Genomic DNA, 26,986 nt, shown 5'->3' on the forward strand with positions numbered 1-26,986 from the left:
GCTAGGGCAGCGTGATGCCGCAACGGTGCGCGAGTTCGTCGGCGTCGATGCCGTACGTCTCCCGGATGCGTACGCCCTCGGGGCCGACGTCGAAGACGCCGTGGTCGGTGTAGACGCGGCTGACGCAGCCGAGGCCGGTGAGCGGATAGGTGCACCGCGGCACGAGTTTGGGCTCGCCGGTGCGGGTGAACAGGGTCATCATCACGTACACGTCCTTGGCGCCGATGGCGAGGTCCATGGCGCCGCCGACGGCGGGGATGTCATCGGGTTTCCCGGTGGTCCAGTTCGCCAGGTCACCGTTGAAGGCGACCTGGTAGGCGCCGAGGACGCAGACGTCGAGGTGTCCGCCGCGCATCATGGCGAAGGAGTCGGCGTGGTGGAAATACGCCGCTCCCGGCAGTTCGGTCACCGGGACCTTGCCGGCGTTGGTCAGGTCGGGGTCGATCGCGTCGCCCTCGGCTTTCGGGCCCATGTTGAGCATGCCGTTCTCGGTGTGCAGCACCACCCCGGAGCCGGCCGGCAGATGGTCGGCGATCTTGGTGGGCTGTCCGATGCCGAGGTTGACGAAGGAACCGGCCGGGATGTCGCGGGCGATGACGGCGGCCAGCTCGTCCATCGAGAGCCGGTGGTCGGCGTGCGTGGTGGTCATCGTGCCCCCTGGACGGTGTAGTGACGGGCCGTCACCTGGACGATGCGGTCGACGTAGATGGACGGGGTGACGACGGCCTCCGGGTCGAGCTTCCCGGCCTCGACGACCTGGTCGACCTGGACGATGGTCGTCGTCGCGGCGGTGGCCATGACCGGTCCGAAGTTGCGGGCGGTCCTGCGGTAGACGAGGTTGCCCAGCGTGTCCGCGACATGGGCGCCGATCAGCGCGTAGTCGCCCTTGATCGGGTACTCCAGCAGGTACGTGCGGCCGTCGATCTCCCGCACCTCCTTGCCCTCGGCCAGCGGTGTGCCGACCGCGGTCGGGCAGTAGAAGGCGCCGATCCCGGCCCCGGCGGCGCGCATCCGCTCGGCGAGGTTGCCCTGCGGCACCACCTCCAGCTCGATCTTCCCGGCGCGGTAGAGGTCGTCGAAGACCCAGGAGTCGGACTGGCGCGGGAACGAGCACAGCACCTTGCGCACCCGGCCGGCGGCCAGCAGTGCGGCCAGTCCGACGTCGCCGTTGCCGGCGTTGTTGGACACGATCGTCAGGTCTTTCGCGCCCTGCCGGATGAGCGCGTCGATCAGGTCGAACGGCATCCCGGCCAGGCCGAAGCCGCCGACGAGGACGGTGGAGCCGTCCTCGATCCCGGCGACCGCGGCGTCCGTGCTCTCGAGGATCTCCGCCCGGCTCATCGGCCCGCCTCCGTGACGTCGCAGTTCTCCAGTACGACGGCCAGGCCCTGGCCGACTCCGATGCAGATCGCGGCGACGCCGTAGCGCTGCTTCGTCTCCCGCAGCACCTTCGCCAGCGTGGCGAGGATGCGGCCGCCCGAGGCGCCGAGGGGGTGGCCGATGGCGATGGCGCCGCCCTTCTGGTTGACGATCGCGGGGTCGATCTTCCACGCGTCGAGGCAGGCGAGGGACTGCACGGCGAAGGCCTCGTTGAGCTCGACCGCGCCCACCTGGTCCCAGCCGATCCCGGCCCGGGCCAGCGCACGGTTGGCGGCCTCGACCGGGGCGTAGCCGAAGGCCTGTGGTTCCAGGGCCATGACGCCGCGGCCGGCGATCCGGGCGATCGGGTCGGTCCCGATCGTGGCCGCCGCCCGCTCACTGCCCAACAGGACCGCGGAGGCACCGTCGTTGAGGGGGCTGGCGTTGCCCGCGGTGATGGTGCCGCCCTGCTCCGGGGTGCGGAAGACCGGCTTGAGCCCGGCCAGCGTCCGCGGTGTGGAGTCGGCGCGGATGCCCTCGTCGCGGGTCAGGTCCACGCCCTCGACCGGCGCGACCAGGTCGTCGTAGAACCCGGATTCCCAGGCGGAGTGGGCGAGTTGGTGGGAGCGGGCGGCGAACTCGTCCTGCCGTTCACGGGAGATGCCGAAGCGCTCCTGGAGCTGCTCGTTGGCCTCGCCGAGGCTGACCGTCCACTCCTTCGGCATGCGCGGGTTGACCAGGCGCCAGCCGAGCGTGGTGGAGACCGCGGTGACATCGCCGACCGGGAACGGCTTCGCCGACTTGGGCAGCACCCAGGGCGCCCGCGTCATCGACTCCACGCCGCCGGTCAGGACCACCTCGGCGTCGCCGGACTCGATCGTGCGGCTGGCCGTCATCGCCGCGTCGAGGCTGGAGCCGCAGAGCCGGTTGACCGTGGTGCCGGGCACGCTGACCGGGAGCCCGGCGAGCAGCGCCGCCATGCGGCCGACGTTGCGGTTCTCCTCGCCGGCGCCGTTGGCGTTGCCCCACACCACGTCGTCGATCGCGGCGGGGTCGAGATGCGGCACCTTGGCGAGCGTCGAGGTGATCGCGGCGGCGGCGAGGTCGTCGGGGCGGACGCCGGCCAGGGCGCCGTTGAAGCGGCCGAACGGCGTCCGGGTGGCGGCGTAGAGGAATGCGCTCATGGGACGACGCTAGTCCGCGTGCCAGATATCCTGAAGTACGTATATCCGCGCCGATTGATATGGACGACATATGGATCTGCGGCACCTCAGGTACTTCGTCGCGGTGGCCGAGGAGCGTCACTTCGGCCGTGCCGCCGAGCGGCTCCACATGGCCCAGCCGCCGCTGTCGCAGCAGATCCGCCAGCTGGAGGCCGAGCTGGGCGTCGAACTCCTCCACCGCACGACCCGCCGTGTCGACCTCACCGAGGCGGGCCGGGCCTATCTGGAGCGGGCGCGTGCGATCCTCGCCGAGGTCGACGAGGCCGCCCAGCACGCACGCCGGGTCGCCGCCGGTTCGGTGGGCCACCTGGCGATCGGGTGCGTGGGATCGGCGACGTACAGCCTGCTGCCCGCGCTCTCCCGGCGGCTCACCGAGGAACTCCCCGGCGTCGACTTCTCCTTCCGCGGCGAGATGCTCGCCCCCGACCAGGTCGAGGCACTGCGCACCGGCGCGATCGACGTCGCGCTGCTGCGCCCGCCGGCCGCCGACCTGTCCCTGACGGTGCACACCCTGCGCCGGGACCGGCTCGTGGTCGCCGTACCGGTCGGGCACCGGCTCGCCGGGCGCAGGCGGCTGCGTGTCGCGGACCTCGCCGGTGCCGACCTGATCGTGCACTCGGCCGACCGCCGGTCGGTGATGTACGACGTGGTGCTGGGCCTGCTGCGGGACGCCGGCGTCGAGCCGCATATCCGTCACGAGGTCGGCGAGACCTCGACGCTCGTCACCCTGGTGGCCGGCGGCCTCGGTGTCGCCGTCGTACCCGAGCCCGTGACCGCGCTGACGCTCGACGGCGTGGCCTATCTGCCGCTGGCCGGGGCCGGCGCCCGCGTGGAACTGGCCGTCGCCCACCGCGCCGACCGCGCTGAACCGCATCTGGCGCGGACGGTGGGGATCATCCGGTCGGCGTTCTGAAGCGTCGTACGACACCGGGCGCGGACCTCAGCCGAGGGTGCGGCCGAGCAGCGGCAGCAGGCGGTCCCAGTGGAGCCGCAGTGCGGTGGCGTCGAAGGCGTCGGTGTCGGACATGGTGAAGCCGTGGACGGTGCCGGGGTAGATCTCGGAGGTGTGTACGACACCTGCCGCGTCCAGGGCCTTGTCGAGCTCGCCGAGGGCCTCGGGCGTCAAGTCGCTCTCGGCGTGGCCGAAGTGGACCTCGGCGGTGAGCTCGGCCAGGCTGTCCGGTCCGTCGGCTCCCACAGGGGCGTGGAACGCGGCGAGGGCGGCCACCCGGTCGGGGTGGGCCGCGGCGGTGCGCGTGGCCAGGAGGCCGCCGATGCTGTAGCCGGTCACGGCGACCGGTCCGGCGCTGACCTCGGGCTGAGCGATGAGAAACGTCAGATAGGCGTCCGCGTCGCTCAGGACGCGTTCCGGGGTGTGCGCCTCGATCAAGGGCATCAACTGGGCGAAGATCGCGGGCCGGACGTCTTCTCCGATGTGTTCGGGAAGGTCGATCACCGGTGCCGGGCCGTGCCGGTGGAAGAGGTTGGGCACCAGCACGTAGTAGCCGTGTGCGGCCAGTTGGCGGGCCATGTCCCGCAGCACGGGCCGGATGCCGAAGCCGTCCGGGTACATCAGTACCCCGGGGTGCCGCGCGCCGTCGTCGGGGAGGGCGGCGAAGGCATCGGCCTGGCCGTCAGGGGTGGGAATCCGCAGCGTCTTGACGGTCATGAACTCTCCTGTCGTGGTTGAGGTGTTGAGCCTGTGATCAACACGACAGAGGTGGAGCCCGCGCGGCGGCACGGGCTTCCCGATCGAACAGCGGGCCCACACCGGCCCGTTCGGCGCTCAGAGGAGCACCGGGTCACCAATCCGTGTGTGGCGCGATGCCGTCCCGGTAGTCATGCCAGCAACATAGCCCAGCCAACTCCGCATCTCTATGCGGTCAATCGCTTCGGGAACTCAGGCCGCGGGCCAGGGCAGGGATCATCACCGCCGCGGCGAGGAGGTGCAGCCCGAGGAGGGTGACGGTGGTGGCGGTGTCCGCCCCGGAGATCAGGGGCGGGATCAGCGAGATCACCGTCAGCGACGCCGCCGTCCACACGAATCGGTGGGCGGGGCGAGTGCTCCAACGAAGCAGCGCGAGGGCTATCGCGACGCCCGCGGCCGAGAAGATGCCGGTCACCACGGCGAAGCCGGGCAGCGGGATCGCCTCGCCGCCTTCGGGGAGCTCGAAGTCGACGCCGCCGGCCTGGGCCAGCGCCGCGGCGAGGGTGGTCGCCGCCATCGCCGCGAGCGTGGTCAGGAAGCCGGTCGCGGCCGGCCTGCGGAACGGGTGGGCACTGCCGGTCCGGGCGGAGGTCGGGGCTGTGACGACGCCGGCGTCGTTCATGCCGTTCATGACGTTGCTCCCTCGGCCGGCAACCGCTCCGGCAGCCCGAGCCGCGGGAACTGGTCGTCGTGGAAGGTGATGATCTCGGCGATCGCCCCGCCGATGACGCGCAGGACGTCGATCGTCAGCGGCAGGTAGGCGCTCTCCTTCTCGTTCCAGAGGTAGAAGGCGACGGCGGGCTGCCGGTTCACGGCCGTGGGGACGGTCCGCAGGCCCTTCATGCCTTCGAAGCCGCTGGTCAGCCAGTCGTTCACCACCGCGTCGCGGCCGACGTGCAGGCCGGGCGTGGGCGGCATCGAGCAGCGGACGTCGTCCCGCAGCAGTACGGCGAGCGCGGGGATGTCCGTGACGACGCTGGCCTCGGTGTAGCGGCGTACCAGCTCCCGGGTGACGGCGTCCTCCTGTCCGCCCGTCCAGTCCTGCCGCTCGGCGGGCAGGTGCTCGCGCAGGCCCGCGCGGGCGCGTTGCAGCGCGCTGTTCACGGAGTTGACGGAGTCCCCGAGGGCCTCCGCGACGTCCTTCGCCGACCAGCCGAGCACGTCCCGCAGCATCAGCACGGCCCGTGGACGCGGTGCGAGGTGCTGGACCGCGACGAGGTACGCGAGCTCGATCGTCTCCCGCGCGACGGCGACGGTCTCCGGCTCGTCCGCGTCCGCCGCGGGCAGCTCGTCGAGCAGCCGGTCCGGGTAGGGCTGAAGCCACAGCACCTCGCCGCCGGTCGCGGGTTCCGGGCGGCGTTTGGCGAGCAGGTCCAGGCAGGTGTTGGTGGCGATCCGGTACAGCCAGGCGCGGAGCGTCGACCGTCCCTCGAAGGTCTCCCGCCGTCGCCAGGCGCGCAGGAACGTCTCCTGTACGGCGTCCTCTGCGTCGTCGAACGATCCGAGCATCCGGTAGCAGTGCACATGCAGCTCCCGTCGATGCCGCTCCGCCAGGCTGGAGAACGCCGGCTCGTCGACCTCACCCGGCCCGCTCCCGCCCGGCTCCTCCAGCCGCGTGTCCGCACTCATCACGTCGTCCTTCCGCCTCGTCGAGTCCCGTCGTAGGTATGACGGGCGCGGGCGCGACTACTCATCACCGCGGTCGGCCGACGCCCCTGATCCACTCTTGCGGGAGCTCCTTCGCAGGCCGGGTTCTCCCCATGGAATCAGCCCCGCTTCAGCCCCGCTTCTCATGTCCGAGCCGTTACGAGAGCGTGACCGGCGACCCACTTGCCACTCCTCCAGCGCTTCCCACAGAGTTATGTATGCGCTTACAGACAGCGCATACATCGGCCAGGCTCGAGGAGGAGCACCCCATGCACCGCGCCGCCAGAACCCCTCTCTTCGCCCTCGTAGCGGCATCCGCCCTCACTCTGACCGCATGCGGAGGCTCGGGAGGTTCGGACGTCGGCGCCGGCGCGAAACAGACCCTGACCGTCTGGGCCATGGGGACCGAGGGGGAGAAGCTCGCCGAGGTCGCCGACACCTACGAGAAGGCCCACCCCAACATCACCGTGAAGGTGACCCCGATCGGCTGGGACGTCGCCCACCAGAAGCTGGTCGCCGCGGCCGCCGCGGGCAAGCTCCCGGACGTGATGCAGATGGGTTCGAGCTACCTGGGCGAGTTCGCCGACATGGGCTCCCTGGAACCGGTCGACACCAAGGCCTTCGACAAGAACGACTTCTTCCCGGCCGCCTGGGCCCAGGGCGACTACGACGGCACGACGTACGGCGTTCCCTGGTACGTCGACACCCGCGTCCTCTTCTACCGCACGGACCTGGCCGACAAGGCCGGCCTGACCGGCGCCCCGGCCACCATGGCGGAGCTGCAGAAGGCGGCCGAGGCCTACCAGGACAAGGCCGGAACCAAGTGGGGGCTGTCCATCCAGCCCAGCGGACTGGACGCCGTACAGAGCTTCTCCCCCTTCCTGTACTCGGCCGGCGGCGCGATCCTCGACAGCGACGGCAAGCCCGTCGTCGACAGCGCCGAGGCGGTCAAGGCCCTGGAGAACTACGGCAGTTACTTCGACAAGGGGCTCAGCGACAAGACGTTCCGGCCGGGCTACGACGTCACGAAGGACTTCAACACCGGCACCGTGCCGATGTTCTTCAGCGGCCCCTGGGTCGTCGGCCTGCTCAACGACAACTACCCCGACCTCAAGGGCAAGTGGGCCGTGGCCAACGTGCCGGCGGACAAGACGTCCGGCTCCTTCTCCGGCGGATCCAGTCTCGCGATCTCCGCGGACAGCACGCACAAGGCCGCCGCGAAGGAGTTCATCGCCTACCTCACCGACGCCAAGGGCCAGGCCGACTGGTACGGGCGGACCAGGGACCTGCCCGCCAACACCGCGGCGTGGAAGACGGGTGAGCTCGCCACTGACGCCACCATGAACGTGTTCCGCAAGCAGATGGAGACCGCCCAGGCGCTGCCCGCCCAGCCCAAGGGCACCGAGATCACCTCCAAGGTCGACGACGCGATCGGGGCGGTGAGCCAGGGCAAGTCCTCCGCGAAGGCCGCCCTGGACAAGGCGCAGTCCGAGATCGAGAACCTGGTGGGTTAGCCGCTATGTCGCTCTCCATCGGACCGGCCGCGGACGACACCGCCGTGTCGAAGAGCCGCCGCGCCACCCGGGCCCCGTCGCCGGGCGGCGGATCACGGCGGCACGGCAGGCGTTCGCTGGGCCGGCGCAATCTGCACGGCTGGCTGTTCTCCACGCCCTTCCTGGCACTGTTCGGCGTCTTCATGCTGTTCCCGATCGTGGCGACGCTCTGGATGAGCTTCACCGACTTCGGGGTCCGCGACGTCCGGCAGCCGCTGGAAGCGCAGTTCGTCGGCCTGGACAACTACACCAAGCTGTTCTCCGACGACACCTTCCTCACCGCCCTGTTCAACACCGCCTACTTCGTGGTGATCGGGGTGCCGCTGACCATCGTGCTCGGCCTGCTGGTGGCGCTGCTGCTGAACAACGGCATCGACCGGGCCCGCACCTTCTTCCGCGTCGGCTTCTACGCCCCGGTCGTCACCTCCATCGTCGCGGTCGCCGTCGTCTGGCGCTTCGTACTCGACCCGACCGACGGCCTGGTCGCCGGCGTGGCCGCCGAACTCGGCACGAAGGCACCGGACTTCCTCGGCTCCGGGACCTGGGCCATGCCCTCGCTGATCCTGCTGGCCGTCTGGCGCAACCTGGGCACCGTCATGGTGCTGTTCATCGCCGGGCTCCAGGCGATCCCCACCGAGGTGCGGGAGGCCGCGCGGCTCGACGGTGCCGGCGGCTGGCAGGAACTGCGCCGCATCACCGTGCCGTTGCTGCGGCCGACGCTGCTCTACGCCACCGTCATCACCACCATCGGCTACCTCAACGTCTTCGAGGAACCCTTCGTGATGACGCAAGGAGGCCCGGACAACGCCACCTTGACGGTCTCCCTGGACATGTACCGGGAGGGCTTCAACTTCTTCCACATGGGCTATGCGAGCGCCATGGCGTACGTCCTGTTCGTGGTGATCATGGGCATCACGGCACTCCAGCTCCGACTGCTGAAGGACAACACCCGATGAGCGCCCCCAGCCACCCGCGCCAGGTGAACCGCGTCCGTCGCCCGCTGATGTATCTCCTGGCCTCGCTGGGCCTGTTGGTGATGGCGACGCCGTTCCTGTGGATGGCGCTGTCCGCCTTCAAGACCCGGCAGGACCTGACGGCCAGCCCTCCGGTGTGGCTGCCGACGCAGTGGACCCTGGACAACTTCCATGCCCTGCTCGACCAGTTGGACATGCCGCGCTACTTCCTGAACTCGCTGATCGTGGCCGTCCTGGTGACCGTCTGCAATCTGCTGTTCTGCTCGATGCTCGGCTACGCGCTGGCGAAGCTGGACTTCGCGGGCCGCTCCAAGGTGTTCGGCGTCGTGCTCGCGGCCCTCATGGTGCCCGCGAACCTGCTGATCCTTCCGCTGTACGTCCTGATGAGCAGGCTGAACCTCATCGACTCCTACGCCGGGCTCGTCCTGCCGTTCGCCGCGAGCGCCTTCGGGGTCTTCCTGATGCGGCAGTTCATGCAGTCGGTGCCCGACGAGGTGCTGGAGGCGGCCCGGATCGACGGCGCGGGCGAGTGGTACATCTTCTGGCGCATCGTGCTGCCCCTGGTCAGGCCCGCGCTGGCCACGCTGACGATCTTCACGTTCCTCGGCTCGTGGAACAACTTCGTCTGGCCGCTGGTCGCCACCAACGACCCCGGCAAGTACACCCTTCCGGTGGCGCTGGCGACGTTCGCCAACGATCCCAACCGCACGGTCGCCGGCGGCAACGGGATGCTCATGGCCGGCTCGCTGCTGGTCGTGCTGCCCGTCCTGGTCGTCTTCGCCGTCCTGCAACGCCACTTCACCCAGGGCATCGCCACCGCGGGCCTCAAGTAGCCACCCCCGTAGGCGTACCGACCGACCGCGCCCCTCACACAGACAGAAACGGACGATGACGCACACCTCCCCCACCCTCCCCTTCCCCGACGGCTTCCTGTGGGGTGCCTCCACCGCCGCCCACCAGATCGAGGGGAACAACGTCAACAGCGACTGGTGGCGCAAGGAGCACGACCCGGCGGCCGGCATCGAGGAGCCGAGCCTGGACGCCTGCGACAGCTACCACCGCTGGGAGCAGGACATGGACGTGCTCGCCCGACTCGGCTTCACCGACTACCGCTTCAGCGTCGAATGGGCCCGTGTCGAACCGGCGCCGGGCGCCTTCTCCCGAGCAGAGATCGCGCACTACCGCCGCATGGTGGAGGGCGCCCTGGCCCGCGGGCTGCGCCCGATGGTGACCCTGCACCACTTCACCGTGCCGCGGTGGTTCGAGGACCTCGGCGGCTGGACCGCCGACGGCGCGGTCGAGCTGTTCGCCCGGTACGTCGAGCACTGCGCGCCGATCATCGCCGACGGGGTCCGCCATGTGTGCACCATCAACGAGCCCAACATGATCGCCGTGATGGCCGGCCTCGCCAAGCGCGGCGAACAGGGCTTCCCGCCGGCCGGGCTGCCGTACCCGGACGACGACACCACCCACGCGGTGATCGCCGCGCACCACGCCGCGGTCAAGGCGGTCCGCGCCGTCGACGCGGACATCCAGGTCGGCTGGACGATCGCCAACCAGGTCTACCAGGCACTGCCGGGCGCCGAGGAGGTCTGCGCCGCCTACCGGCGCCCGCGCGAGGACGTCTTCATCGAGGCCGCCCGCGGCGACGACTTCATCGGCGTCCAGTCCTACACCCGCACCAGGATCGGGCTCGACGGCCCCGTCCCGGCGCCCGAGGACGCCGAGCGCACGCTGACGCAGTGGGAGTACTACCCGGCCGCCGTCGGCCACGCCCTGCGCCACACCGCGGAGATCGCCGGCGCCGACATGCCTCTCATCGTCACCGAGAACGGCATCGCCACCGGCGACGACAGCCGCCGCGTCGACTACTACACCGGCGCCCTCGCCGCGGTCGCCGCGGCCATCGAGGACGGCGTCAACGTCCAGGGCTACCTGGCCTGGAGCGCCCTGGACAACTACGAGTGGGGCTCCTTCAAACCCACCTTCGGCCTCATCGCGGTCGACCCGGTCACCTTCGAGCGCACCCCGAGGCCGTCCGCCGCATGGCTCGGCGACCTCGGCCGCAGCCGCCAACTGCCGCGCGCCGCCGCCTGATCGCACCCCTCCCACCCTGAGCCCGGGAGCCGGCGGGCCCCTGACACCCGCCGGCTCCCGCCCACCACGCCCACCCCATCGAGGAGTTGAACCCCGCATGAACCGTCGTCGGTTCCTCACGGCCGCCACCGCCACCGCGGCGGCCGTCTGCGCCACCGGCCCCTCGGCCCTCGCCCGTACCTCCACCGCCTCGGACCGCGCCCCGCTGCGCACCTGGTTCGAGGCGACGTACCGCTCGATCACGGCCATGACCACGGAGTTCGGCCTCACCGCCGACAAGATCGACGTCAGCGGCCCCGACACACCCGTGCCCTCGGCCCAGACCTCGCCGACCAACATCGGCTGCGGACTGTGGTCCACCGTGGCCGCAGCCGGCCTCGGCGTCATCTCCCGCTCCCTCATGCACGACCGCCTCGCGCGCACGGTGGCGGCCGTGGAACGCCTGGAGCGCGCGCACGGCTTCTGGTTCAACTGGTACGACGCCCACGACGGTTCGGTCCTCACGACATGGCCGGAGAACGGCAGCACGGTCCGCCCGTTCCTGTCCACCGTCGACAACGCCTGGCTGGTCACCGGCCTGAGAATCGCCGCCGACGCCGACCCCTCGCTGCGCCCGCGCATCGCCCGCCTCCTCGAAGCGGCCGACTGGTCGTACTTCTACACCCCCTACGACCCCGCCGACCCCGTCGCCGGCCCCGGCCAGCTGCGCGGCGGCTACTGGCCCGACAAGCCCGGCAAGGGCGAGCCCACCGGCCACCACTACGGAGCCCTCAACACCGAACCGCGCATGGCCAGTTACCTCGGCATAGCCGACGGCTCGCTGCCCTCCGAGCACTACTGGCACCTCTTCCGCACCCTGCTACCCGGCATGGGGCAGGAGCAGGAGCCCGAGGGCGCCTACGTCACGATCGACGGCGTCCGCGTCTGGGAGGGCCACTACACCTACCGCGGCCGCAAGCTCGTCCCCACCTGGGGCGGCTCGATGTTCGAGGCCCTGATGGTGCCCCTGTTCGTGCCCGAGACCGAGTGGTCGCCGCACTCCTGGGGCACCACGCACCAGCGCTACGTCCGCAGTCAGATCGAGCACGGCCTGGACGAGGAGAGGTACGGCTACTGGGGCTTCTCCCCCGCCAACATCCCCGCGGGCGGATACCGCGAGTACGGCGTGGACGCCATCGGCATGCAGGAGGACGGCTACCACTCCCTCGGCGTGGTCACCCCGCACGCCTCCTTCCTCGCCCTGCCCCAGGCCGCCGACGAGGCTCTCGCCAACCTCCGTGCGCTCGACCGGGACTTCGGCGCCTACGACGACCGTTACGGCTTCCGTGACTCCGTCGATGTCGTGACGGGCCGGGTCAGCGACTTCGTCCTCGCCCTGGACCAGGGCATGGTCGCCGCCGCCCTGGCCCAGCAGTTGCGCCCCGGACTGCTCCAACAGCCCTTCCGCACCGGCGGGTTCCGCTCCCGCGTACGACCGCTGCTGGGCAAGGAGCGCTTCAGCATCTGACCTCTGCCCCGCTTGCGGAGTCCGCCCGGCCCGACGAGGGCGGGCGGGCCCGCGAGACGCGCCACACGCTCCGCATCCTCGCCGCCGTCCCTTGCCCGGCCACGGACACGGAACCTAGAATGAATGCGCTTACAAGCGCATGCGTCTGCATCCTCGCCATACCGGGAGACCCTTTACGTGAGCACTACCCCCACGGTGTACGACGTCGCCGAACGGTCCGGGGTCTCCATCGCCACGGTGTCCCGGGTGTACCGGAACCCGGATTCCGTCCGCGCGGAGACGCGCGAGCGCGTGCTGACGGCGGCCCGCGAACTCGGTTACGTGCCGAGCGGCAACGCCCGGGGGCTCGCCAGCCGGTCCACCGGCATCCTCGGCCTGTGCTTCCCGGACTACTCAGACCCGGACGCGGAGGCAGGCGAGGCGGACGACGAGGACGCGGCCATGCTGTACTCCGACCAGATCATCCGCGGCATGGAACGCGCCGCGCGCCGCCACGGCTACGCCCTGCTCATCGCCGCCTCCCTCAAGGGCGGCCCGGAGAGTCTGGTGGCCAAGGTCGCCGGACGTGTCGACGGGTTCGCGGTGCTCGCCCGCACCGTACCGACGGAGGAACTGGAGATCATCTCCCGCCGCCAGCCGGTGGTGATGCTGGCCGGCCCCCGAGAGGGCACCGACCACCTGGACCACATCGAAGTCGCCAACTTCGACGGGCAGTCGGAGCTGACCCGGCACCTCATCGAGGACCACGGCCTGCGTCGCCTCGCCTACATCGGCTCCGCGGAGGAGTCACCGGACGTCGAGGCCCGGTTCCGCGGCTATCTCGCCGCCTGCCGGGCCGGCGGACTGGAGGTGGCGGACGAACCCGATCTGCGCGTGCGGATGATGACGCAGGCCGAGGGGGCACACGCCCTGGACGCCCTGTTCGCCCGGCACGGCGCATGGCCGGAGGCTCTCGTCTTCGCCAACGACCAGATGGCCGTCGGCGCCCTCCACGCGCTGGCGGAGCGAGGGCTGCGGGTCCCCGACGACGTGGTGGTGACGGGCTTCGACGGCATTCCGCTCAGCCGCCTGGTGCGCCCGGCGCTGACCACGGTCCGGCAGCCGATGCTGCGGATGGGCGAGGAGGCGGTGGAGCTGCTGGTGAAGCGCCTGAGCGGGGCGCGTGACGCCGACCCCGTCTCGTTGGTGCTGCCCGTCAGCGTCGCGCGCAGGGGCAGCTGCGGGTGCCGTGACGGAGAGGGCGTCGAACCGGGCGTTCGGTGAAGCCTCCGCGGCGGCGATCAGCTTTCCGGCGTGCGGTCAGCAGTCGAAGACGGACCAGCAGATGTCGTTCCGCAACCGCTGGTCGTCAAGGACCAGTTCCCGAATCGCCTCCGGGAGCTGGTCCCGCTGCCACTGGCACTCGCGTCGGCCCGCCGCCTCGCTCTCGGGTTTCGGTGCGGCGGCCCGTACGGCTTTGATCGCGTAGGCGGCCGCGCCGAGTTCGTGCGCGGCGACGTGTGCGACGACCGCGGCCTGGCCGGCGGCGTAGGCCGCGTGGCGCGCTGCTCCCCGCAGGTCGCGAGCGGCGCCCATGGCATGGCCGCCCGCCGCCCGGGCCTCCATCATCTTGACCTCGCCGCGCGTCCAGGCCCGGGCGTGCTCGATGGCCTGGCGCGGACGCGGGTCGTCGGGGCGGGCCGTCTCGAAGAGGCCGAGGACGTGTTCCGCGCAGGCGGCCGCCCAGAGGGCGAGGAGCTGGTGATCGGCGTCGGTGAGGGTCCCGCCGCGGCGGATCGTCACGAAGCGGGGGTCCCTGACCTTCGGGAGGATCACGGTCGGTCTTCCTTCCTGCCGGTTTTCGTCACCAGCGACCATGCCCGTCCCGGCGTTGGTGGTGAAACCGGGACAGGGTTCAGGGCAGTGGGCGACACGGCTTGATCATGTATGACCCGATCGTCGCCGGGAGCCGTTCAGCCTGGTGAGCGGCCTGCGAGGCCCATCGCAGCCCGGCAAGAGTGGCGCAATGTCGCTCTTGGGTCGATAAACCGGATTCCAATGATTGTCACCGCTTCGAAGGAAGCAGTTGGGTTCTCCGGGCGAGGCGGCTCAACCGGCCGTTACGGTCCTGCGGGTGGATGGATCACCGACGCCGTCCCGCCCTGTTGCCGAATCCTCCCCGACTCCCGACCGGCGTACAGCTGTGCGCCGGCCGCCCGGCCATGCAAGGAGCAGCCCACCCCGATGACCGTGGACAGCAGCCCGGAGACCGAGGCCGCACCAGCCGCGCCGCAGCAGTCCCTGAGCACCGCCGCCGCACGCAACCTCACCACCACCACGAAGTCCGCCCCGCAAATGCAGGAGATCACCTCCCGCTGGCTGCTGCGGATGCTCCCCTGGGTCGAGACCAAGGGCGGCGCCTACCGGGTCAACCGGCGGTTGCGCCATACCGTCGGCGACGGTCGCATCGAGTTCGTGCAGGAGGGGGCCGCGGTCCGTGTGATCCCCCGCGAACTCGGCGAACTGGCCCTGCTGCGGGGCTTCGAGGACCTGGACGTCCTCACCGCGCTCGCCAATCGCTGCGCACAGCGCGACTTCGCCGCCGGCGAGGTCATCGTCGAGCGCGGCAGCCCGGCCGACCGCATCCATCTGATCGCCCACGGGCGGATCAGCCAGTCCGGTGAGGGCAAGTACGGCGGGGAGATCGCCATCGCGGTCCTCGCCGACGGCGCCCACTTCGGCGAGAACGCCCTCCTCGACGGGGAGGCCCGCCACGACTACACGGCCACCGCCGAGACCTCCGGCACCCTCCTCACCCTCTCCCGCGCCGACTTCGCCGCCGTACGGGACTCCGCACCCGGTCTTCAGGCCCACATCGCGGAGTTCGGCTCCAGCACACGGCGACGGCAGAACAAGCACGGCGAGGCCGAGATCGCCATGTCGGCCGGTCATGTCGGCGAGGTCGACGTGCCGAACGCCTTCGTCGACTACGAGTTGAAGCCCCGGGAGTACGAACTCTCCGTCGCCCAGACCATCTTGAGGATCCACACCCGGGTGGCCGACCTCTACAACGGGCCGATGAACCAGACCGAGGAGCAACTCCGGCTGACCATCGAGGCGTTGCGCGAGCGCCAGGAGCACGAGCTCATCAACAACCGTGAGTTCGGACTGCTCCACAACGCCGACTTCAAGCAGCGCATCCAGACCCACTCCGGTCCGCCGACCCCGGACGACATGGACGATCTGCTCTGTCGCCGCCGCGGCACCAAGTTCTTCCTCGCCCACCCCAGGACGATCGCCGCGATCGGCCGCGGATTCAACGCCTACGGGCTCTACCCGGATCACGTCGACGTCGGCGGACAGTCCGTCCCGGCCTGGCGCGGGGTTCCGATCCTCCCGTGCAACAAGATCCCGATCAGCAAGGAGCAGACCAGCTCCATCATCGCCATGCGCACGGGCGAGAAGAACCAAGGGGTCATCGGCCTGTGGCAGACAGGGCTGCCGGACGAGGTCGAACCGGGGCTCTCGGCGCGCTTCATGGGCATCAACGAGCAGGCGGTCATGTCCTATCTCGTCAGCACGTACTACTCCGCCGCGGTGCTCGTGCCCGACGCGCTCGGCGTCATGGAGAACGTGCAGATCGCCCGCGTCCGCGACTGACGTCCCCTGTGCGCCGTACGGACCCGTCCCCGACACCACAGCAAGGAGTAGTGGATGCCCGAATCCGGGCCCCCTGGACCATCCATCCCCGGACAGCGGTCGCGGCCGCCCGGCACCGCGCCGGACGTTCCCACGCCGGCCGTCCCCGACCTTCCGATCACCGCGGCGGCCTTCGGTCTTGAGGCCGTACTGCATCCGACGACCGCTCCCACGCCCCCGCCGGTCACCGCCACACCACCCGACCCCGCTTTTCAGCGGGTTCTGGGCGGGCCGACCGGGCTGGGCACCAACTCACTGTCGTTGGCGGGCAGTTCGATGGAAGCGACTCCTCCCCCACCACCGGTCGCTGCCGCGGAGACCGAGGCCCCAGCCGCGCCGGATGTCGAGCGGGTCCTGGGCGGACCCACCGGCCTGGGCACGGCCTCGCTGTCCCTCGCCCGCACCGCGCATCGGCCGCCGCCCGAATCCGTCCCGGCGCTTCCGGCAGCCGCGCCGCCTGCCGAAGGCCAGGCCGTACCCGGCCTGTACCACCACCCGATCCCGGAGCCCGATCCGGTGCGCGTCGAGGAGGTGAGCCAGCGGATCAAGCGCTGGGCCGAGGACGAGGTCCAGCTCTATCCCGAGGAGTGGGAGGGGCAGTTCGACGGGTTCTCGGTCGGCCGGTACATGGTCGGCTGTCATCCCGACGCCCCCACCGTCGATCACCTCATGATCGCCACCCGGCTGATGGTCGCGGAGAACGCCGTCGACGACTGCTACTGCGAGGACCACGGCGGCTCACCCGTCGGCCTCGGCGGCCGCCTCCTCCTGGCCCACACCGCGCTCGACCCGCTCCACACCACCCCGGAGTACGCGCCGGCCTGGCTGGAGTCGCTCGGTTCGGACCCGCCGCGGCGCGCCTATCGCAGCGCCATGGACTACTTCACCGCCATGGCCTCGCCCTCCCAGGTCGACCGCTACCGCCACGACATGGCCCGGCTGCACATGGGATACCTGGCCGAGGCCGCCTGGGCCGAGACCGATCACGTCCCGGAGGTGTGGGAGTACCTGGCCATGCGCCAGTTCAACAACTTCCGCCCCTGCCCCACCATCACCGACACCATCGGAGGCTACGAGCTACCAGCCGACCTGCACGCCCGGCCGGAGATGCAGCGCGTCATCGCCCTGGCCGGCAACGCGACCACCATCGTCAACGACCTCTACTCGTACACCAAGGAACTCGCCAGCCCCGGCCGGCACCTGAACCTGCCCGTCGTGATCGCCGAACGGGAGAAGCTCTCGGAGCGCGACGCCTATCTCAAGGCGGTCGAGGTCCACAACGAGCTCATGCACGCCTTCGAGGCGGCCGCGGCCGACCTCGCCGCGGCCTGTCCCCTGCCCCCCGTGGTGCGCTTCCTCAAGGGCGTGGCCACCTGGGTCGACGGCAACCACGACTGGCATCGCACCAACACCTTCCGCTACAGCCTGCCCGCTTTCTGGTAAGGAACGGACACCTCAGTGACCACAGAAATCACCCCCACCGTCTCTGCGACGATCCCGGCCCCCGCGACCCCCTACCAGGGGGACATCGCCCGGTACTGGAACAACGAGGCGAGGCCGGTGAACCTGCGCCTCGGTGACGTGGACGGCCTCTACCACCACCACTACGGCATCGGCGCCGTCAACCACGAAGCCCTCGGCGACCCGGAACACAGCGAGTACGAGAAGAAGCTCATCGCCGAGCTGCACCGACTGGAGTCGGCCCAGGCCGAGTTCCTCCTGGACCACCTCGGCCCCATCACCGCCGACGACACCCTCGTCGACGCCGGCTGCGGGCGCGGCGGCTCCATGGTCATGGCCCACCAGCGCTTCGGCTGCAAGGTCGAGGGCGTCACCCTGTCCGCCACCCAGGCCGAGTTCGGCAACGGGCGGGCACGGGACCTCCGTATCCAGGACCATGTGCGCTCCCGGGTGTGCAACATGCTCGACACGCCCTTCGAGAAGGGCAGCGTCGCCGCGTCGTGGAACAACGAGTCGACCATGTACGTCGACCTGCACGACCTGTTCGCCGAGCACTCCCGCTTCCTGAAGGTGGGCGGCCGGTACGTGACCATCACCGGCTGCTGGAACCCCCGGTACGGCCAGCCGTCGAAGTGGGTCTCCCAGATCAACGCCCACTTCGAGTGCAACATCCACTCGCGTCGTGAGTATCTGCGGGCCATGGCCGACAACCGGCTCGTGCCGCAGACCGTGGTCGACCTGACCCCGGACACGCTGCCGTACTGGGAGCTGCGGGCGACGTCGTCGCTGGTCACCGGAATCGAGGAGGCGTTCATCGAGTCGTACCGGGACGGCTCCTTCCAGTACGTGCTGATCGCGGCCGACCGCGTCTGACGGCTGGGAACGACCGGCGTGGCGGCTCGGTGCGGGCCGCCACGCCTTACTCCTGATCATCGGCCCGCTGGTGCCACTCGCGGCCTGCGCCGGGGCGTTGTCAGTGGTGGCGGGCAAGATGATCCGCATGACGACACCAGCTGCACAGATCGTGGATGCCGCCGCCTACGCGCAGGCGGTCGAGGACGCGGTGAAGGCCGCGGCCGCCTACTACGAGGGCGGCACCTCGCCTATGGACGACGACACCTACGACCGGCTGGTGCGCGGCATCGCGCAGTGGGAGGACGCCCACCCCGACCAGGTGCTCCCCGACTCCCCCACCGGCAAGGTCGCCGGCGGCGCGGTGGAGGGGGACGTCCCGCACACGGTGCCGATGCTCAGTCTCGACAACGTCTTCTCCGCCGAGGAGTTCACCGCCTGGGCCGCCTCGCTGGCGCGCCGTATCGGCCATGACGTCACGCGTTTCAGCAGCGAGCCGAAGCTGGACGGGCTGGCGATCGCCGCCCGCTACACCCGGGGCCGTCTGAGACAGCTGATCACGCGCGGGGACGGCACGGCCGGGGAGGACGTCAGCCATGCGATCGGCACCATCGAGGGCCTGCCCGACACCCTGTCCGAGCCGGTCACCGTGGAGGTCCGCGGCGAAGTCCTGATGACGACGGCCCAGTTCGAGCACGCCAACGAGGTCCGCACGCAGCACGGCGGGCAGCCGTTCGCCAATCCGCGCAACGCCGCGGCCGGCACCCTGCGGGCCAAGGACCGCGCCTACACCGTGCCGATGACGTTCTTCGGCTACGGCCTCCTGCCGCTGCCCGGCACCGACACGGCGCTAGCCGACCGGCTCGGCGAGAGCGCGCACAGCGATCTGATGGCGCAGGCCGCCGCGTTGGGGGTGAACACCACCGCGTCGACCGCCGTGCCCGGTACCACCGCCGACGGCGTCGAGGAGGTCCTGGCCCGGGTCAAGGAGATCGCCGCGCTGCGCGCCGAGCTGCCGTTCGGGATCGACGGCGTCGTCATCAAGGCCGACCTGGCCGCCGACCAGCAGACGGCAGGTTCCGGGTCGCGTGCACCGCGGTGGGCGATCGCCTACAAGCTGCCGGCCGTGGAGAAGATCACGCGGCTGCTGGAGGTGGAGTGGAACGTGGGCCGCACCGGCATCATCGCCCCGCGCGCGGTCCTGGAACCGGTCGAGATCGACGGCTCCACCATCACCTACGCCACCCTGCACAACCCGGCCGACATCACCCGGCGCGACCTGCGCCTGGGCGACCACGTCATGGTCTACCGGGCCGGCGATGTCATCCCCCGCGTCGAGGCCCCCGTCGCCCACCTGCGCACCGGAGAAGAACAACCCATCGTCTTCCCCGAGGTGTGCCCGCGCTGCGGGTCGGAGATCGACACCAGCGAGCAGCGCTGGCGCTGCACCAACGGCCGCAACTGCCACCTGGTCGCCTCCCTCTCCTACGCCGCGGGCCGCGACCAGCTCGACATCGAGGGCCTGGGCCACACCCGGGTCGTCCAGCTCGTCGACGCCGGTCTGGTCGCCGATCTCGCCGACCTGTTCACCCTCACCCGCGAGCAGCTCCTGGCCCTGGAGCGGATGGGCGAGACCAGCACCGACAACCTGCTGGCCGCACTGACCACGGCCAAGGGCCAGCCGCTGTCACGGGTGTTGTGCGCGCTCGGAGTGCGGGGCACCGGCCGGTCGATGTCCCGGCGGATCGCCCGCCACTTCGCCACCATGGACCACATCCGGGCCGCCGACGCCGAGGCGATGCAGCAGGTGGAGGGCATCGGCACGGAGAAGGCCCCGTCCATCGTCGCCGAACTCGCCGAACTGGCCCCGCTCATCGACAAGCTCGTCGCGGTCGGGGTCAACATGACCGAACCCGGCGCGACTCCACCGCCTGCGGCCGACGCCGATCCTGCCGAAGCGCCCGAGGAATCCGCGGCTGCGGACCTTCCGCTGGCGGGGATGACCGTTGTCGTCACCGGCTCGATGACCGGCGCTCTCGAGAAGCTCTCCCGCAACCAGATGAACGAGCTCATCGAACGCGCCGGCGGCCGCTCCTCCTCCAGCGTCTCCAAGAAGACGACCCTGGTCGTCGCCGGAGAGGGCGCCGGCTCCAAGCGTGCCAAGGCCGAGGACCTCGGCATCCGGCTGGCGGCACCGGACGAGTTCGCCACGCTCGTCGCCGACTTCCTGCCCTGACCCGCACGCCCCAGGCCCGCGACCACGGGGTGTCGGCGAAGTCGCTCAGGGCCGGGCGAGTTTGGCGGCCACGGCGTCGAGGACCCAGTCCAGGCCGACCTCGAAGGATTCCTCGGCGTCCACGTGCGTCGCGTCGTGCACGGCCTTTTCAAGCGCGGGGAAGCGTCCCGTGGCCAGCATCCTCGTCACGTGCGGGCCGTTGGCGCGCTGCCAGTCGCTCTTGGACAGGCCCGTGGCGCGCTCGGCCCGCAGGTTCGCGACCTCGCGTCTGATCGCCCCGGTGGTGTAGGCGCTGACCGTCTCCGCGGCGCGCATGACGGTGTCGACGTCGGCGAGGCCGTCCAGGGCGGCCAGTCGGGCCTCGGTCACGGCGAGGCCGTTCGGGCCCAGGGTCGGACGGCCGCCGAGCAGGTCGGCCAGCCATTCGTGCCGGAGCACGGCCTGCCGGGTGCGGTGGGCGAGGACGCGCAGGGTCTCCCGCCAGTCACCGGGCTGCGTCTCGGGGAGGATCTCGGCCTGGACCTCGTCCACCATCAGGTCGAACAGCTCCTCCTTGGTGGCGATGTAGCCGTACAGCCGCATCGGTCCGGCCTTCAGCCGGGCGGCGACCTTGCGCAGCGACACGTCCTCCAACCCGCCCTCGTCGGCCAGCGCGATGGCGGCGGCGACGATCCGCTCCCGGTCGAGCGGCACGGGGCGAGTCGGCGGCTCCGGCCGGTCCCACACAGTCATGGCCACATCGTACTGTTGCGATACGCCGTATCGGAGCAATACAGTGTATCGACATGAGGCATCGTATCGCCGTGGTCGGAGCCGGTCCCGCCGGTCTCACCTTCGCCCGTGTCCTGCACCGCGACGGCCACCCCGTCACCGTCTTCGAACGCGATCCCGCCCCCGATGCCCGCCCTCCGGGCGGCACGCTCGACCTGCACGCGGGGTTGGGCCAACTCGCGCTGGACAAGGCGGGGCTGCTGGCGGAGTTCCGGACCCTCTCCCGCCCCGAGGGGCAGGCCATGCGCATCCTGGACACGGACGGGACCGTCCTGCGCGACTGGCACCCCCGCCCGGACGACGAGGCCAATCCCGAGATCGACCGGGGGCAACTCCGCGACCTGCTGCTCGGCCCGCTCGACGTCCAGTGGGGGCGGGGCGTGGCAGAGGTGGTGCCAGGGGCCACTGACGGCGGCGTATTGGTCCACTTCGAGGACGGGCGACAAGAGGCGTACGACCTCGTGATCGGTGCGGACGGCGCCTGGTCCCGGGTCCATCCCACGCTCTCTCCGGTGACACCGCACTACACGGGGGTCACCGCTGTGGAGACCTCTCTCGACGACATCGACGCCCGCCATCCCGACCTCGCCCGGCTGATCGGTGACGGTTCCATGGCGGTGTACGGGGTGAACCGAGGTCTGGTCGCCCAGCGCAACAGCGGTGGCCACGTCAAGGTGTACGCCCAGTTCCGGGTGCAGCAGGACTGGCACACGAGCCTGGACCTGTCCGACGTCGAAGGCGTGCGGGCGAGCCTGCTGGCCCTGTTCGACGGCTGGGCCGCTCCCGTCCTCGAACTCCTGCGCCGTGGCACCGTTTTCGCCCCTCGCCCGCTGTACGTCCTGCCCGTGTCGCACACCTGGAGTCACGTCCCCGGGGTGACGCTCCTGGGCGACGCCGCCCACCTGATGCCGCCGTTGGGGGCGGGCGCGAACCTCGCGATGCTGGAGGGCGCCGAACTCGCCGAGGCCATCGCCACCGGCTCGGGAGACCTGGACAAGGTCGTCCGCGTCTTCGAGGAACAGATGTGGGCGCGAGCGGGCCGGTGGGCGAAGATGACGGCGGCCGGCCTGGAACGCCTCGTGAGCCCCGACCCCGCCCAGGCCCTCGCCCTCTTCGACGAGGTCCAGGCATCCTGACCTGTCGTGGAGCGTGATCTGGCGAATGTCGGCCCCTGGTCCGCAATAGGCGGGTCAGGGGCCGACGTAGGGCTGCTTCCGGTGCGGTCAGAGGACCACGCCGAGTCCGAGGATCAGGCTGAGGCCCAGGCCGTCGTGGTGATGGTGGTGGCCGTGGTCGCCGGGACCGTCGGGTGCCGGGAGCGCCTTGGCGGTGGCCGGGACATGGCCGGGGGGGCGGCCTGGGCGGCGCCCGCCAGGGGCAGGACCGCGACGCAGGCCAGGGCGGTGACGGCGGCGGACTTGGCGAAGAACGTGCGCACAGCAACTCCTTTGTCGACAGACAACGTTGTCTCCGACGCTAGGCAGAGGCGTGCGGTCCGCGCGCGTTGGATCATGACGGGCGGTGACGAAGGACCGGGGCGAGCAACCTGTACCGGTGCGGCACGCGGAAACGGGCCACGGTTTCGTACGCTGGCGGGCATGCGGATGCGTCCCACCCTCCACTGGACCCCTCCCTCCGACCTGCCCCCGGGCACCGTGGATCTGCGGCCGGTGGTCGAGGCGGTGCGCGCCGGTGGTGTCCTCGTGCTGAGCGGGGCGGGCATCTCCACGGAGTCGGGCATCCCCGCCTACCGGGGTGAGGGCGGGAGTCTCAGCCGGCACACCCCGATGACGTACCAGGACTTCACCTCCAGCCCGCGCGCCCGGCAGCGGTACTGGGCGCGCAGTCATCTCGGCTGGCGCACCTTCGGCCGGGCGCTGCCCAACGCCGGTCACCGGGCCGTGGCCGCGTTCGCGCGGCACGGGGCGCTCTCGGGTGTGATCACGCAGAACGTCGACGGTCTGCACCAGGCCGCCGGCAGCGAGGGGGTCGTGGATCTGCACGGGCGGCTGGACCGGGTCGTGTGTCTGTCGTGCGGAGCGGCCGGTCCGCGCCGCGACCTCGCCGTGCGGCTGGAGGCGGCCAACGCCGGATTCGCGCCGACCGTCGCGGAGATCAATCCCGACGGTGACGCCGATCTCACCGATGACCAGGTCGGTGACTTCCGGGTCGTGCCCTGCGCGGACTGCGGCGGCGTGCTGAAGCCGGACGTGGTGTTCTTCGGCGAGCCGGTGCCCGTCCACCGGATCGAGCGGTGCCGGCAGCTGGTGGGCGAGGCGTCCTCGCTGCTGGTCCTGGGCTCCTCGTTGACGGTGATGTCGGGGCTCAGGTTCGTCCGTCAGGCGGCCCAGGCCGACAAGCGGGTGTTCATCATCAACCGGGATCCGACCCGGGGCGATCAGTTCGCCGTCACCCGCGTCGCGCTCCCCCTCGGGAGCGCCCTCACGGCGATCGCCGAACAGCTGGACATCGCCGTCGACGGGCAGCCGGCGGCGTAGAGCGGCGCTACTGGGCCACGGGTGCTCAGGGACCGTGGCGACGCGGAGCGCGGGGCGCCCTGGTGAGGACGCCCCGCCGGTGTGTTGTCGTCAGTCGGTCAGTCCTCCGGGGTCAGGGCGACCTCGGCGCTGCCCGAGAGGGACGGCAGGCCCTCCGGGGGCGTGTCCGTGTAGGTGGCGTTGAAGACCGCCTTCAGGTTGTCCGAGCCGGAGTGGCCGCCGTCCACGAACGTCTTGAAGGAGCCGGAGCAGCCGTTGCTGGTGGACAGCGGGTGGCCGTGCGTGTCGTGGCCGAGGATGAAGGAGACGCTGACCTTGGCGCAGTTCACCGGCTGGTCGTCGGTGACGGTGACCTGCCAGGTGACCGTGTCGCCCCAGTGGAACGGGGTGCCGCCGTGCGGGGCCGGGTCGGTGGTGAGGGAGACGACCGGCGCCTTGTTGCCGACGACGACCGGAACCGAGGCGGAGGCCGAGCGGCCGGTGCTGTCCGTGACCTTCAGCGTGGCGTCGTAGACCCCGTTCTTGTCGAAGGTGTGCTTGGGGTTGGCCTCCCTGGAGTCGACGGTGCCGTCGGCGTCGAAGTCCCAGGCGTAGCGCAGGGCGTCACCGTCGGCGTCCTTGGTTCCGGCGCTGGAGAACTGGACCGTCAGCGGGCTGGTGCCGTTGACCACGTCGGCTGCGACCTTGGGCTCCGGGGTGCGGTTGCCCCGGACGAAGTCGATGCGGGAGAGCTGGGCCTCCGGCAGCTCCGCGAAGTAGCCGGTGCCGTACTCCAGCACGTACAGCGCGCCGTCGGGGCCGAATTCCGCGTCGATCGGGCCGTCCGTGACGATCCCGGGGATCGCGTCCTCGATCTTCTGGACCTCGTTGTTCTTGCCGAGGGTGAGTGCTTTCATCTGGTCGCGGGTCCACTCGTAGAAGAGCGGCTTGCCGTCGAAGTACTGGGGCCAGCGGTTGGCGGCCTTGTTGTGCTTGTCGTAGCGGTACGCCGGGCCGCCCATCGGGCCGATGCCGCCGGTGCCGAGTTCGGGGAACTGCGCGGAGGCGCCGTAGCCGTAGACGATCTCCGCGTTCTCGACCGGGGGCAGCTCGCTGCGGCCGGTGTTGTGGCGCGAGTCGTTGACGGGCTTGGCGCAGTTGAAGGCGCCGCTGGAGGCCTGGGTGGCGAAGTCGTAGTCCTGGTAGGGCTGGTCAGTGGTCACGCAGTACGGCCAGCCGTAGTTGGCGGGACGGTCGATGACCATCCAGCGGCCCTGTCCTGCGGGGCCGCGGTTGGGGTTGGCGGTGCGGGCGTCGGGTGAGTAGTCGGCGACGTAGACCTCACCGGTCTTGTCGTCCACGCCGAAGCGGAAGGGGTTGCGCAGGCCCATGGCGTAGATCTCGGGCCGGGTCTTCGCGGTGCCCGGGGCGAAGAGGTTGCCGTCGGGTATCGCGTAGCCGCCGTGGCGCTTGACCTTGATGCGCAGGACCTTGCCGCGCAGGTCGTTGGTGTTGCCCGCGGTGCGGCGCGCGTCGTAGGCGGGGTTGCGGTCGGCGCGGTCGTCGAGCGGGGCGTAGCCGTCCGAGGAGAACGGGTTGGAGTCGTCGCCGGTCGACAGGAACAGGTTGCCCTTGTGGTCGAAGTCGATCTTGCCGCCGACGTGGCAGCAGATGCCGCGGTCGGCCGGCACGTCGATGATCTTCTGCTCGGTGTTGTAGTCGAGCTTGTTGCCAACGAGCTTGAATCGCGAGAGCCGGGTGTACCCCTTGTACTTGGCGAAGTCCGCGGCGGTTCCGAACTGCGGCGCGTCACCCTCGTTGACGCCCGGGGTGGCCGGGTCGTCCATGGGGGTGTCGAGGCGGGGCGAGTAGTAGAGGTAGACCCAGTGGTTCTTGGCGAAGCCCGGGTCGACGGCGATGCCCTGCACGCCTTCCTCGTCGTGCTGGTAGAGCCCGGCGGGGCTCTTCTTCATGTCGGCGGCAAGGAAGTTGACGCCGCTCTTGGGGTCGTGGATGCGGACCTCGCCGGTGCGTGCCGTGTGCAGCACCCGCCGGTCGGGCAGGACGGCCAGGGCCATGGGCTCGCCCGGGCGGTCGTTGAGGGTGACCTTCTGGAAGTCCGACGAAGTCGGCGGTGTGGGGTCCGACGGGTGGGCCTGGGCCGCGGGAAGAGGCAGCAGCCCGACGGCTCCGGCCAACGCGGCCGCCCCGAGGAGGGTGACGATCCGTCTGTTACGCACTCAGAACTCCTTTGATCTGACCAGCGGGTGACAGGGCGTCAGTTGCAGGCGCGCAGGGCCGCGAGGTTGTCGTAGCCGATCTTGGCGAAGTCCAGGGACTGGCTGGGCACGGTCGTGCTCGGTGCGTTGTCCTGCTCGACCATCGGGTTGTGGTAGTTCTTCGCGCCCACCCGGGTGAAGAACTTCCGGTAGTCGATGTCGCCCGTGCCGAACGGCACCATGTCGTAGCCCAGGCCGCTCTGGAGGTTCACGACGCCGTCCTTGGCGTGGAAGAGCGGGAAGCGGTTGGTGTTGCGGACCACGAGCGCGGCCGGGTCGAAGACGTCCTCGCGCTGGGAGCCGTCGTGGGCGGTGTACGTGTGGAACTTGTACTGGGCCACGTGCGCCCAGAACACGTCCAGCTCCAGGTACACGTTCTTGCGGTCCGTCACCGTCAGGAAGTACTCCAGCTTGCGGATGCCGGAGCTGCGGGTCGGCTTGCCCTGGGCGTCGAGCGGGCCGCCGTCGAGCAGGAAGTCGTAGGCGGCGTCGTGGTTGTGGGTGTAGAGCTTGATGCCCTCGCCGCGGGCGATGGCGCCCAGGGTGTTCCACTTCTCCGCGGCCACGTCCCAGTCCGCGCGGTAGCGGGTGTTGGTGGGGTCGGCGCCGGTCCCCATGTGCTCCATGCCGAGGATGTTGGCGATCTCCAGGAAACGCTTGAAGGTGTCGAGGTCGGACGTGGTCAGCGGCCAGGACGGCGGGATGTAGCCGTGGCTGCCCTGCGCCCGCAGGCCGTACTCGTCGAGCCAGGAGCGCATGAGCTTCGCGCCCGCCACCGTGCCCAGATCGGCGCCGCCGGGCGCGTTGGCGTGCTGGCCGTAGCCGGCGAACTCCACCTGGCGGTAGCCGAATCGGGACAGCTGCCGGAACACCTCCCGGAAGCCGGAGGGCAGGTCGGAGGCCAGCGGGTCGCGGCCGATCGCGTCCCGGACGGTGTAGAGGATGATGCCGCGCTTGTGCGGGGGCACCAGAGCGGAACGTCCCCGGTCACCGGCGGCGGCTTCGGATCTGTCCTGCGCGAGGGCTGGTGAGGCGCCGAAGACCGGGGCGGCGATCGCCACGGCGGCGGTGGCGGTGCAGGTGCTGAGGAAACGGCGGCGGCTGACGCCGAGCGTGCGGCGCAGGGCGTCGCCGGTGACGGCTTCGTCGTTGAACGCGGTCACA

At 70.6% G+C, this 26,986-nt stretch carries 24 protein-coding genes; 13 read left to right on the plus strand and 11 right to left on the minus strand.

The features are described from left to right. Nucleotide 1 precedes the first annotated feature (1 nt). The 3 genes from IQ210_RS27870 to IQ210_RS27880 are packed head-to-tail and all read right to left on the minus strand — an operon-like array spanning nucleotide 2 to nucleotide 2,543. Complete coding sequence (locus IQ210_RS27870) at nucleotides 2–649, minus strand: 3-oxoacid CoA-transferase subunit B (RefSeq protein WP_194081902.1); 648 nt, start codon at nucleotides 647–649, stop codon at nucleotides 2–4. Beyond that, nucleotides 646–1,341 carry a 3-oxoacid CoA-transferase subunit A gene (locus IQ210_RS27875; protein WP_194081903.1) on the minus strand — a complete coding sequence of 232 codons (696 nt, stop codon included), beginning with the start codon at nucleotides 1,339–1,341 and terminating at the stop codon, nucleotides 646–648. The genes IQ210_RS27870 and IQ210_RS27875 overlap by 4 nt, the downstream gene beginning before the upstream one ends. Further along, the gene (locus tag IQ210_RS27880; protein WP_194081904.1) at nucleotides 1,338–2,543 is read right to left on the minus strand and encodes a thiolase family protein; all 1,206 of its coding nucleotides are present in this window, start codon (nucleotides 2,541–2,543) and stop codon (nucleotides 1,338–1,340) included. Before IQ210_RS27880 ends, IQ210_RS27875 begins: the two co-directional genes overlap by 4 nt. Before the next feature lie 70 nt (nucleotides 2,544–2,613). Here IQ210_RS27880 and IQ210_RS27885 point away from each other — a divergent pair, with 70 nt between their 5' ends. Next, nucleotides 2,614–3,495: a LysR substrate-binding domain-containing protein gene (locus IQ210_RS27885; protein ID WP_194081905.1), complete on the plus strand. Its 882-nt coding sequence runs from the start codon at nucleotides 2,614–2,616 to the stop codon at nucleotides 3,493–3,495. A gap of 27 nt (nucleotides 3,496–3,522) precedes the next feature. On the opposite strand, the gene IQ210_RS27890 is transcribed toward IQ210_RS27885, so the two are convergent. From IQ210_RS27890 to IQ210_RS27900, 3 genes are all read right to left on the minus strand, one after another. Beyond that, complete coding sequence (locus tag IQ210_RS27890; RefSeq protein ID WP_194081906.1) at nucleotides 3,523–4,251, minus strand: dienelactone hydrolase family protein; 729 nt, start codon at nucleotides 4,249–4,251, stop codon at nucleotides 3,523–3,525. A gap of 214 nt (nucleotides 4,252–4,465) precedes the next feature. Next, on the minus strand, nucleotides 4,466–4,921 hold the full coding sequence (locus IQ210_RS27895) for a DUF6069 family protein (RefSeq protein WP_194081907.1): 456 nt from the start codon (nucleotides 4,919–4,921) through the stop codon (nucleotides 4,466–4,468). After that, nucleotides 4,918–5,919: an RNA polymerase subunit sigma-70 gene (locus IQ210_RS27900; protein WP_194081908.1), complete on the minus strand. Its 1,002-nt coding sequence runs from the start codon at nucleotides 5,917–5,919 to the stop codon at nucleotides 4,918–4,920. The genes IQ210_RS27895 and IQ210_RS27900 overlap by 4 nt, the downstream gene beginning before the upstream one ends. Nucleotides 5,920–6,206: 287 nt before the next feature. Here IQ210_RS27900 and IQ210_RS27905 point away from each other — a divergent pair, with 287 nt between their 5' ends. The 6 genes from IQ210_RS27905 (at nucleotide 6,207) to IQ210_RS27930 (ending at nucleotide 13,331) form a co-directional block, all read left to right on the plus strand. Then, on the plus strand, nucleotides 6,207–7,451 hold the full coding sequence (locus tag IQ210_RS27905) for a sugar ABC transporter substrate-binding protein (protein ID WP_194081909.1): 1,245 nt from the start codon (nucleotides 6,207–6,209) through the stop codon (nucleotides 7,449–7,451). Between the two features lie 5 nt (nucleotides 7,452–7,456). Continuing rightward, nucleotides 7,457–8,446, plus strand: coding sequence for a carbohydrate ABC transporter permease (locus IQ210_RS27910; RefSeq protein WP_194081910.1), 990 nt, complete (start codon nucleotides 7,457–7,459; stop codon nucleotides 8,444–8,446). After that, nucleotides 8,443–9,297, plus strand: coding sequence for a carbohydrate ABC transporter permease (locus tag IQ210_RS27915; RefSeq protein WP_194081911.1), 855 nt, complete (start codon nucleotides 8,443–8,445; stop codon nucleotides 9,295–9,297). The genes IQ210_RS27910 and IQ210_RS27915 overlap by 4 nt, the downstream gene beginning before the upstream one ends. Nucleotides 9,298–9,352: 55 nt before the next feature. Then, on the plus strand, nucleotides 9,353–10,561 hold the full coding sequence (locus IQ210_RS27920) for a glycoside hydrolase family 1 protein (RefSeq protein WP_194081912.1): 1,209 nt from the start codon (nucleotides 9,353–9,355) through the stop codon (nucleotides 10,559–10,561). Between the two features lie 97 nt (nucleotides 10,562–10,658). Then, nucleotides 10,659–12,068: a glucoamylase family protein gene (locus tag IQ210_RS27925; protein WP_194081913.1), complete on the plus strand. Its 1,410-nt coding sequence runs from the start codon at nucleotides 10,659–10,661 to the stop codon at nucleotides 12,066–12,068. A gap of 123 nt (nucleotides 12,069–12,191) precedes the next feature. Continuing rightward, nucleotides 12,192–13,331, plus strand: a complete 1,140-nt coding sequence (locus tag IQ210_RS27930; RefSeq protein WP_194081914.1) for a LacI family DNA-binding transcriptional regulator — start codon at nucleotides 12,192–12,194, stop codon at nucleotides 13,329–13,331. 36 nt (nucleotides 13,332–13,367) lie between these two features. Here IQ210_RS27930 and IQ210_RS27935 read toward each other — a convergent pair whose 3' ends face one another. Further along, a complete protein-coding gene (locus tag IQ210_RS27935) occupies nucleotides 13,368–13,883 on the minus strand; it encodes a putative immunity protein (RefSeq protein WP_194081915.1) in 516 nt (171 codons plus the stop codon). A gap of 408 nt (nucleotides 13,884–14,291) precedes the next feature. On the opposite strand from IQ210_RS27935, the gene IQ210_RS27940 reads away from it, so the two are divergent. The 4 genes from IQ210_RS27940 to ligA all read left to right on the plus strand — a co-directional run bounded on the left by IQ210_RS27940 (nucleotide 14,292) and on the right by ligA (nucleotide 20,295). Next, a complete protein-coding gene (locus tag IQ210_RS27940) occupies nucleotides 14,292–15,707 on the plus strand; it encodes a family 2B encapsulin nanocompartment shell protein (protein WP_194081916.1) in 1,416 nt (471 codons plus the stop codon). A 54-nt stretch (nucleotides 15,708–15,761) separates the two neighbouring features. Next, nucleotides 15,762–17,189, plus strand: a complete 1,428-nt coding sequence (locus tag IQ210_RS27945) for a family 2 encapsulin nanocompartment cargo protein terpene cyclase (protein ID WP_194081917.1) — start codon at nucleotides 15,762–15,764, stop codon at nucleotides 17,187–17,189. A 15-nt stretch (nucleotides 17,190–17,204) separates the two neighbouring features. Continuing rightward, on the plus strand, nucleotides 17,205–18,080 hold the full coding sequence (locus IQ210_RS27950; RefSeq protein WP_194081918.1) for a geranyl diphosphate 2-C-methyltransferase: 876 nt from the start codon (nucleotides 17,205–17,207) through the stop codon (nucleotides 18,078–18,080). A 127-nt stretch (nucleotides 18,081–18,207) separates the two neighbouring features. Continuing rightward, on the plus strand, nucleotides 18,208–20,295 hold the full coding sequence (gene ligA, locus IQ210_RS27955) for an NAD-dependent DNA ligase LigA (protein WP_194081919.1): 2,088 nt from the start codon (nucleotides 18,208–18,210) through the stop codon (nucleotides 20,293–20,295). A 45-nt stretch (nucleotides 20,296–20,340) separates the two neighbouring features. Here ligA and IQ210_RS27960 read toward each other — a convergent pair whose 3' ends face one another. Next, nucleotides 20,341–21,027, minus strand: coding sequence for a TetR/AcrR family transcriptional regulator (locus IQ210_RS27960; RefSeq protein WP_194081920.1), 687 nt, complete (start codon nucleotides 21,025–21,027; stop codon nucleotides 20,341–20,343). Nucleotides 21,028–21,080: 53 nt separating this feature from the next. Here IQ210_RS27960 and IQ210_RS27965 point away from each other — a divergent pair, with 53 nt between their 5' ends. Further along, complete coding sequence (locus IQ210_RS27965) at nucleotides 21,081–22,202, plus strand: FAD-dependent oxidoreductase (RefSeq protein WP_194081921.1); 1,122 nt, start codon at nucleotides 21,081–21,083, stop codon at nucleotides 22,200–22,202. Between the two features lie 113 nt (nucleotides 22,203–22,315). Here the strand turns inward: IQ210_RS27965 and IQ210_RS27970 are convergent, their stop codons facing one another. Beyond that, nucleotides 22,316–22,504, minus strand: coding sequence for a hypothetical protein (locus IQ210_RS27970; protein ID WP_194081922.1), 189 nt, complete (start codon nucleotides 22,502–22,504; stop codon nucleotides 22,316–22,318). A 160-nt stretch (nucleotides 22,505–22,664) separates the two neighbouring features. Here IQ210_RS27970 and IQ210_RS27975 point away from each other — a divergent pair, with 160 nt between their 5' ends. After that, nucleotides 22,665–23,564 carry an NAD-dependent protein deacetylase gene (locus tag IQ210_RS27975; RefSeq protein ID WP_194081923.1) on the plus strand — a complete coding sequence of 300 codons (900 nt, stop codon included), beginning with the start codon at nucleotides 22,665–22,667 and terminating at the stop codon, nucleotides 23,562–23,564. Between the two features lie 98 nt (nucleotides 23,565–23,662). On the opposite strand, the gene IQ210_RS27980 is transcribed toward IQ210_RS27975, so the two are convergent. Then, entirely contained in the window at nucleotides 23,663–25,783 is a 2,121-nt protein-coding gene (locus IQ210_RS27980; RefSeq protein ID WP_194081924.1) for a PQQ-dependent sugar dehydrogenase, read from the minus strand. Between the two features lie 38 nt (nucleotides 25,784–25,821). Then, the gene (locus IQ210_RS27985; RefSeq protein ID WP_194081925.1) at nucleotides 25,822–26,985 is read right to left on the minus strand and encodes a sugar phosphate isomerase/epimerase family protein; all 1,164 of its coding nucleotides are present in this window, start codon (nucleotides 26,983–26,985) and stop codon (nucleotides 25,822–25,824) included. Nucleotide 26,986 lies beyond the last annotated feature (1 nt).

This window comes from Streptomyces justiciae (assembly GCF_015163075.1).
Classification (GTDB): Bacteria; Actinomycetota; Actinomycetes; order Streptomycetales; family Streptomycetaceae; genus Streptomyces; species Streptomyces justiciae.

Coding starts and splice junctions, on each gene's coding strand:
- IQ210_RS27915 (WP_194081911.1), top strand. CDS start 8,443: ATGAGCGCCCCCAGCCACCCGCGCCAGGTGAACCGCGTCCGTCGCCCG.
- IQ210_RS27880 (WP_194081904.1), bottom strand. CDS start 2,543: ATGAGCGCATTCCTCTACGCCGCCACCCGGACGCCGTTCGGCCGCTTC.
- IQ210_RS27875 (WP_194081903.1), bottom strand. CDS start 1,341: ATGAGCCGGGCGGAGATCCTCGAGAGCACGGACGCCGCGGTCGCCGGG.
- IQ210_RS27930 (WP_194081914.1), top strand. CDS start 12,192: ATGCGCTTACAAGCGCATGCGTCTGCATCCTCGCCATACCGGGAGACC.
- IQ210_RS27885 (WP_194081905.1), top strand. CDS start 2,614: ATGGATCTGCGGCACCTCAGGTACTTCGTCGCGGTGGCCGAGGAGCGT.
- IQ210_RS27960 (WP_194081920.1), bottom strand. CDS start 21,027: ATGACTGTGTGGGACCGGCCGGAGCCGCCGACTCGCCCCGTGCCGCTC.
- IQ210_RS27920 (WP_194081912.1), top strand. CDS start 9,353: ATGACGCACACCTCCCCCACCCTCCCCTTCCCCGACGGCTTCCTGTGG.
- IQ210_RS27905 (WP_194081909.1), top strand. CDS start 6,207: ATGCACCGCGCCGCCAGAACCCCTCTCTTCGCCCTCGTAGCGGCATCC.
- IQ210_RS27870 (WP_194081902.1), bottom strand. CDS start 649: ATGACCACCACGCACGCCGACCACCGGCTCTCGATGGACGAGCTGGCC.
- IQ210_RS27890 (WP_194081906.1), bottom strand. CDS start 4,251: ATGACCGTCAAGACGCTGCGGATTCCCACCCCTGACGGCCAGGCCGAT.
- IQ210_RS27910 (WP_194081910.1), top strand. CDS start 7,457: ATGTCGCTCTCCATCGGACCGGCCGCGGACGACACCGCCGTGTCGAAG.
- IQ210_RS27965 (WP_194081921.1), top strand. CDS start 21,081: ATGAGGCATCGTATCGCCGTGGTCGGAGCCGGTCCCGCCGGTCTCACC.
- ligA (WP_194081919.1), top strand. CDS start 18,208: ATGACGACACCAGCTGCACAGATCGTGGATGCCGCCGCCTACGCGCAG.
- IQ210_RS27900 (WP_194081908.1), bottom strand. CDS start 5,919: ATGAGTGCGGACACGCGGCTGGAGGAGCCGGGCGGGAGCGGGCCGGGT.
- IQ210_RS27925 (WP_194081913.1), top strand. CDS start 10,659: ATGAACCGTCGTCGGTTCCTCACGGCCGCCACCGCCACCGCGGCGGCC.
- IQ210_RS27975 (WP_194081923.1), top strand. CDS start 22,665: ATGCGGATGCGTCCCACCCTCCACTGGACCCCTCCCTCCGACCTGCCC.
- IQ210_RS27945 (WP_194081917.1), top strand. CDS start 15,762: ATGCCCGAATCCGGGCCCCCTGGACCATCCATCCCCGGACAGCGGTCG.
- IQ210_RS27940 (WP_194081916.1), top strand. CDS start 14,292: ATGACCGTGGACAGCAGCCCGGAGACCGAGGCCGCACCAGCCGCGCCG.
- IQ210_RS27895 (WP_194081907.1), bottom strand. CDS start 4,921: ATGAACGGCATGAACGACGCCGGCGTCGTCACAGCCCCGACCTCCGCC.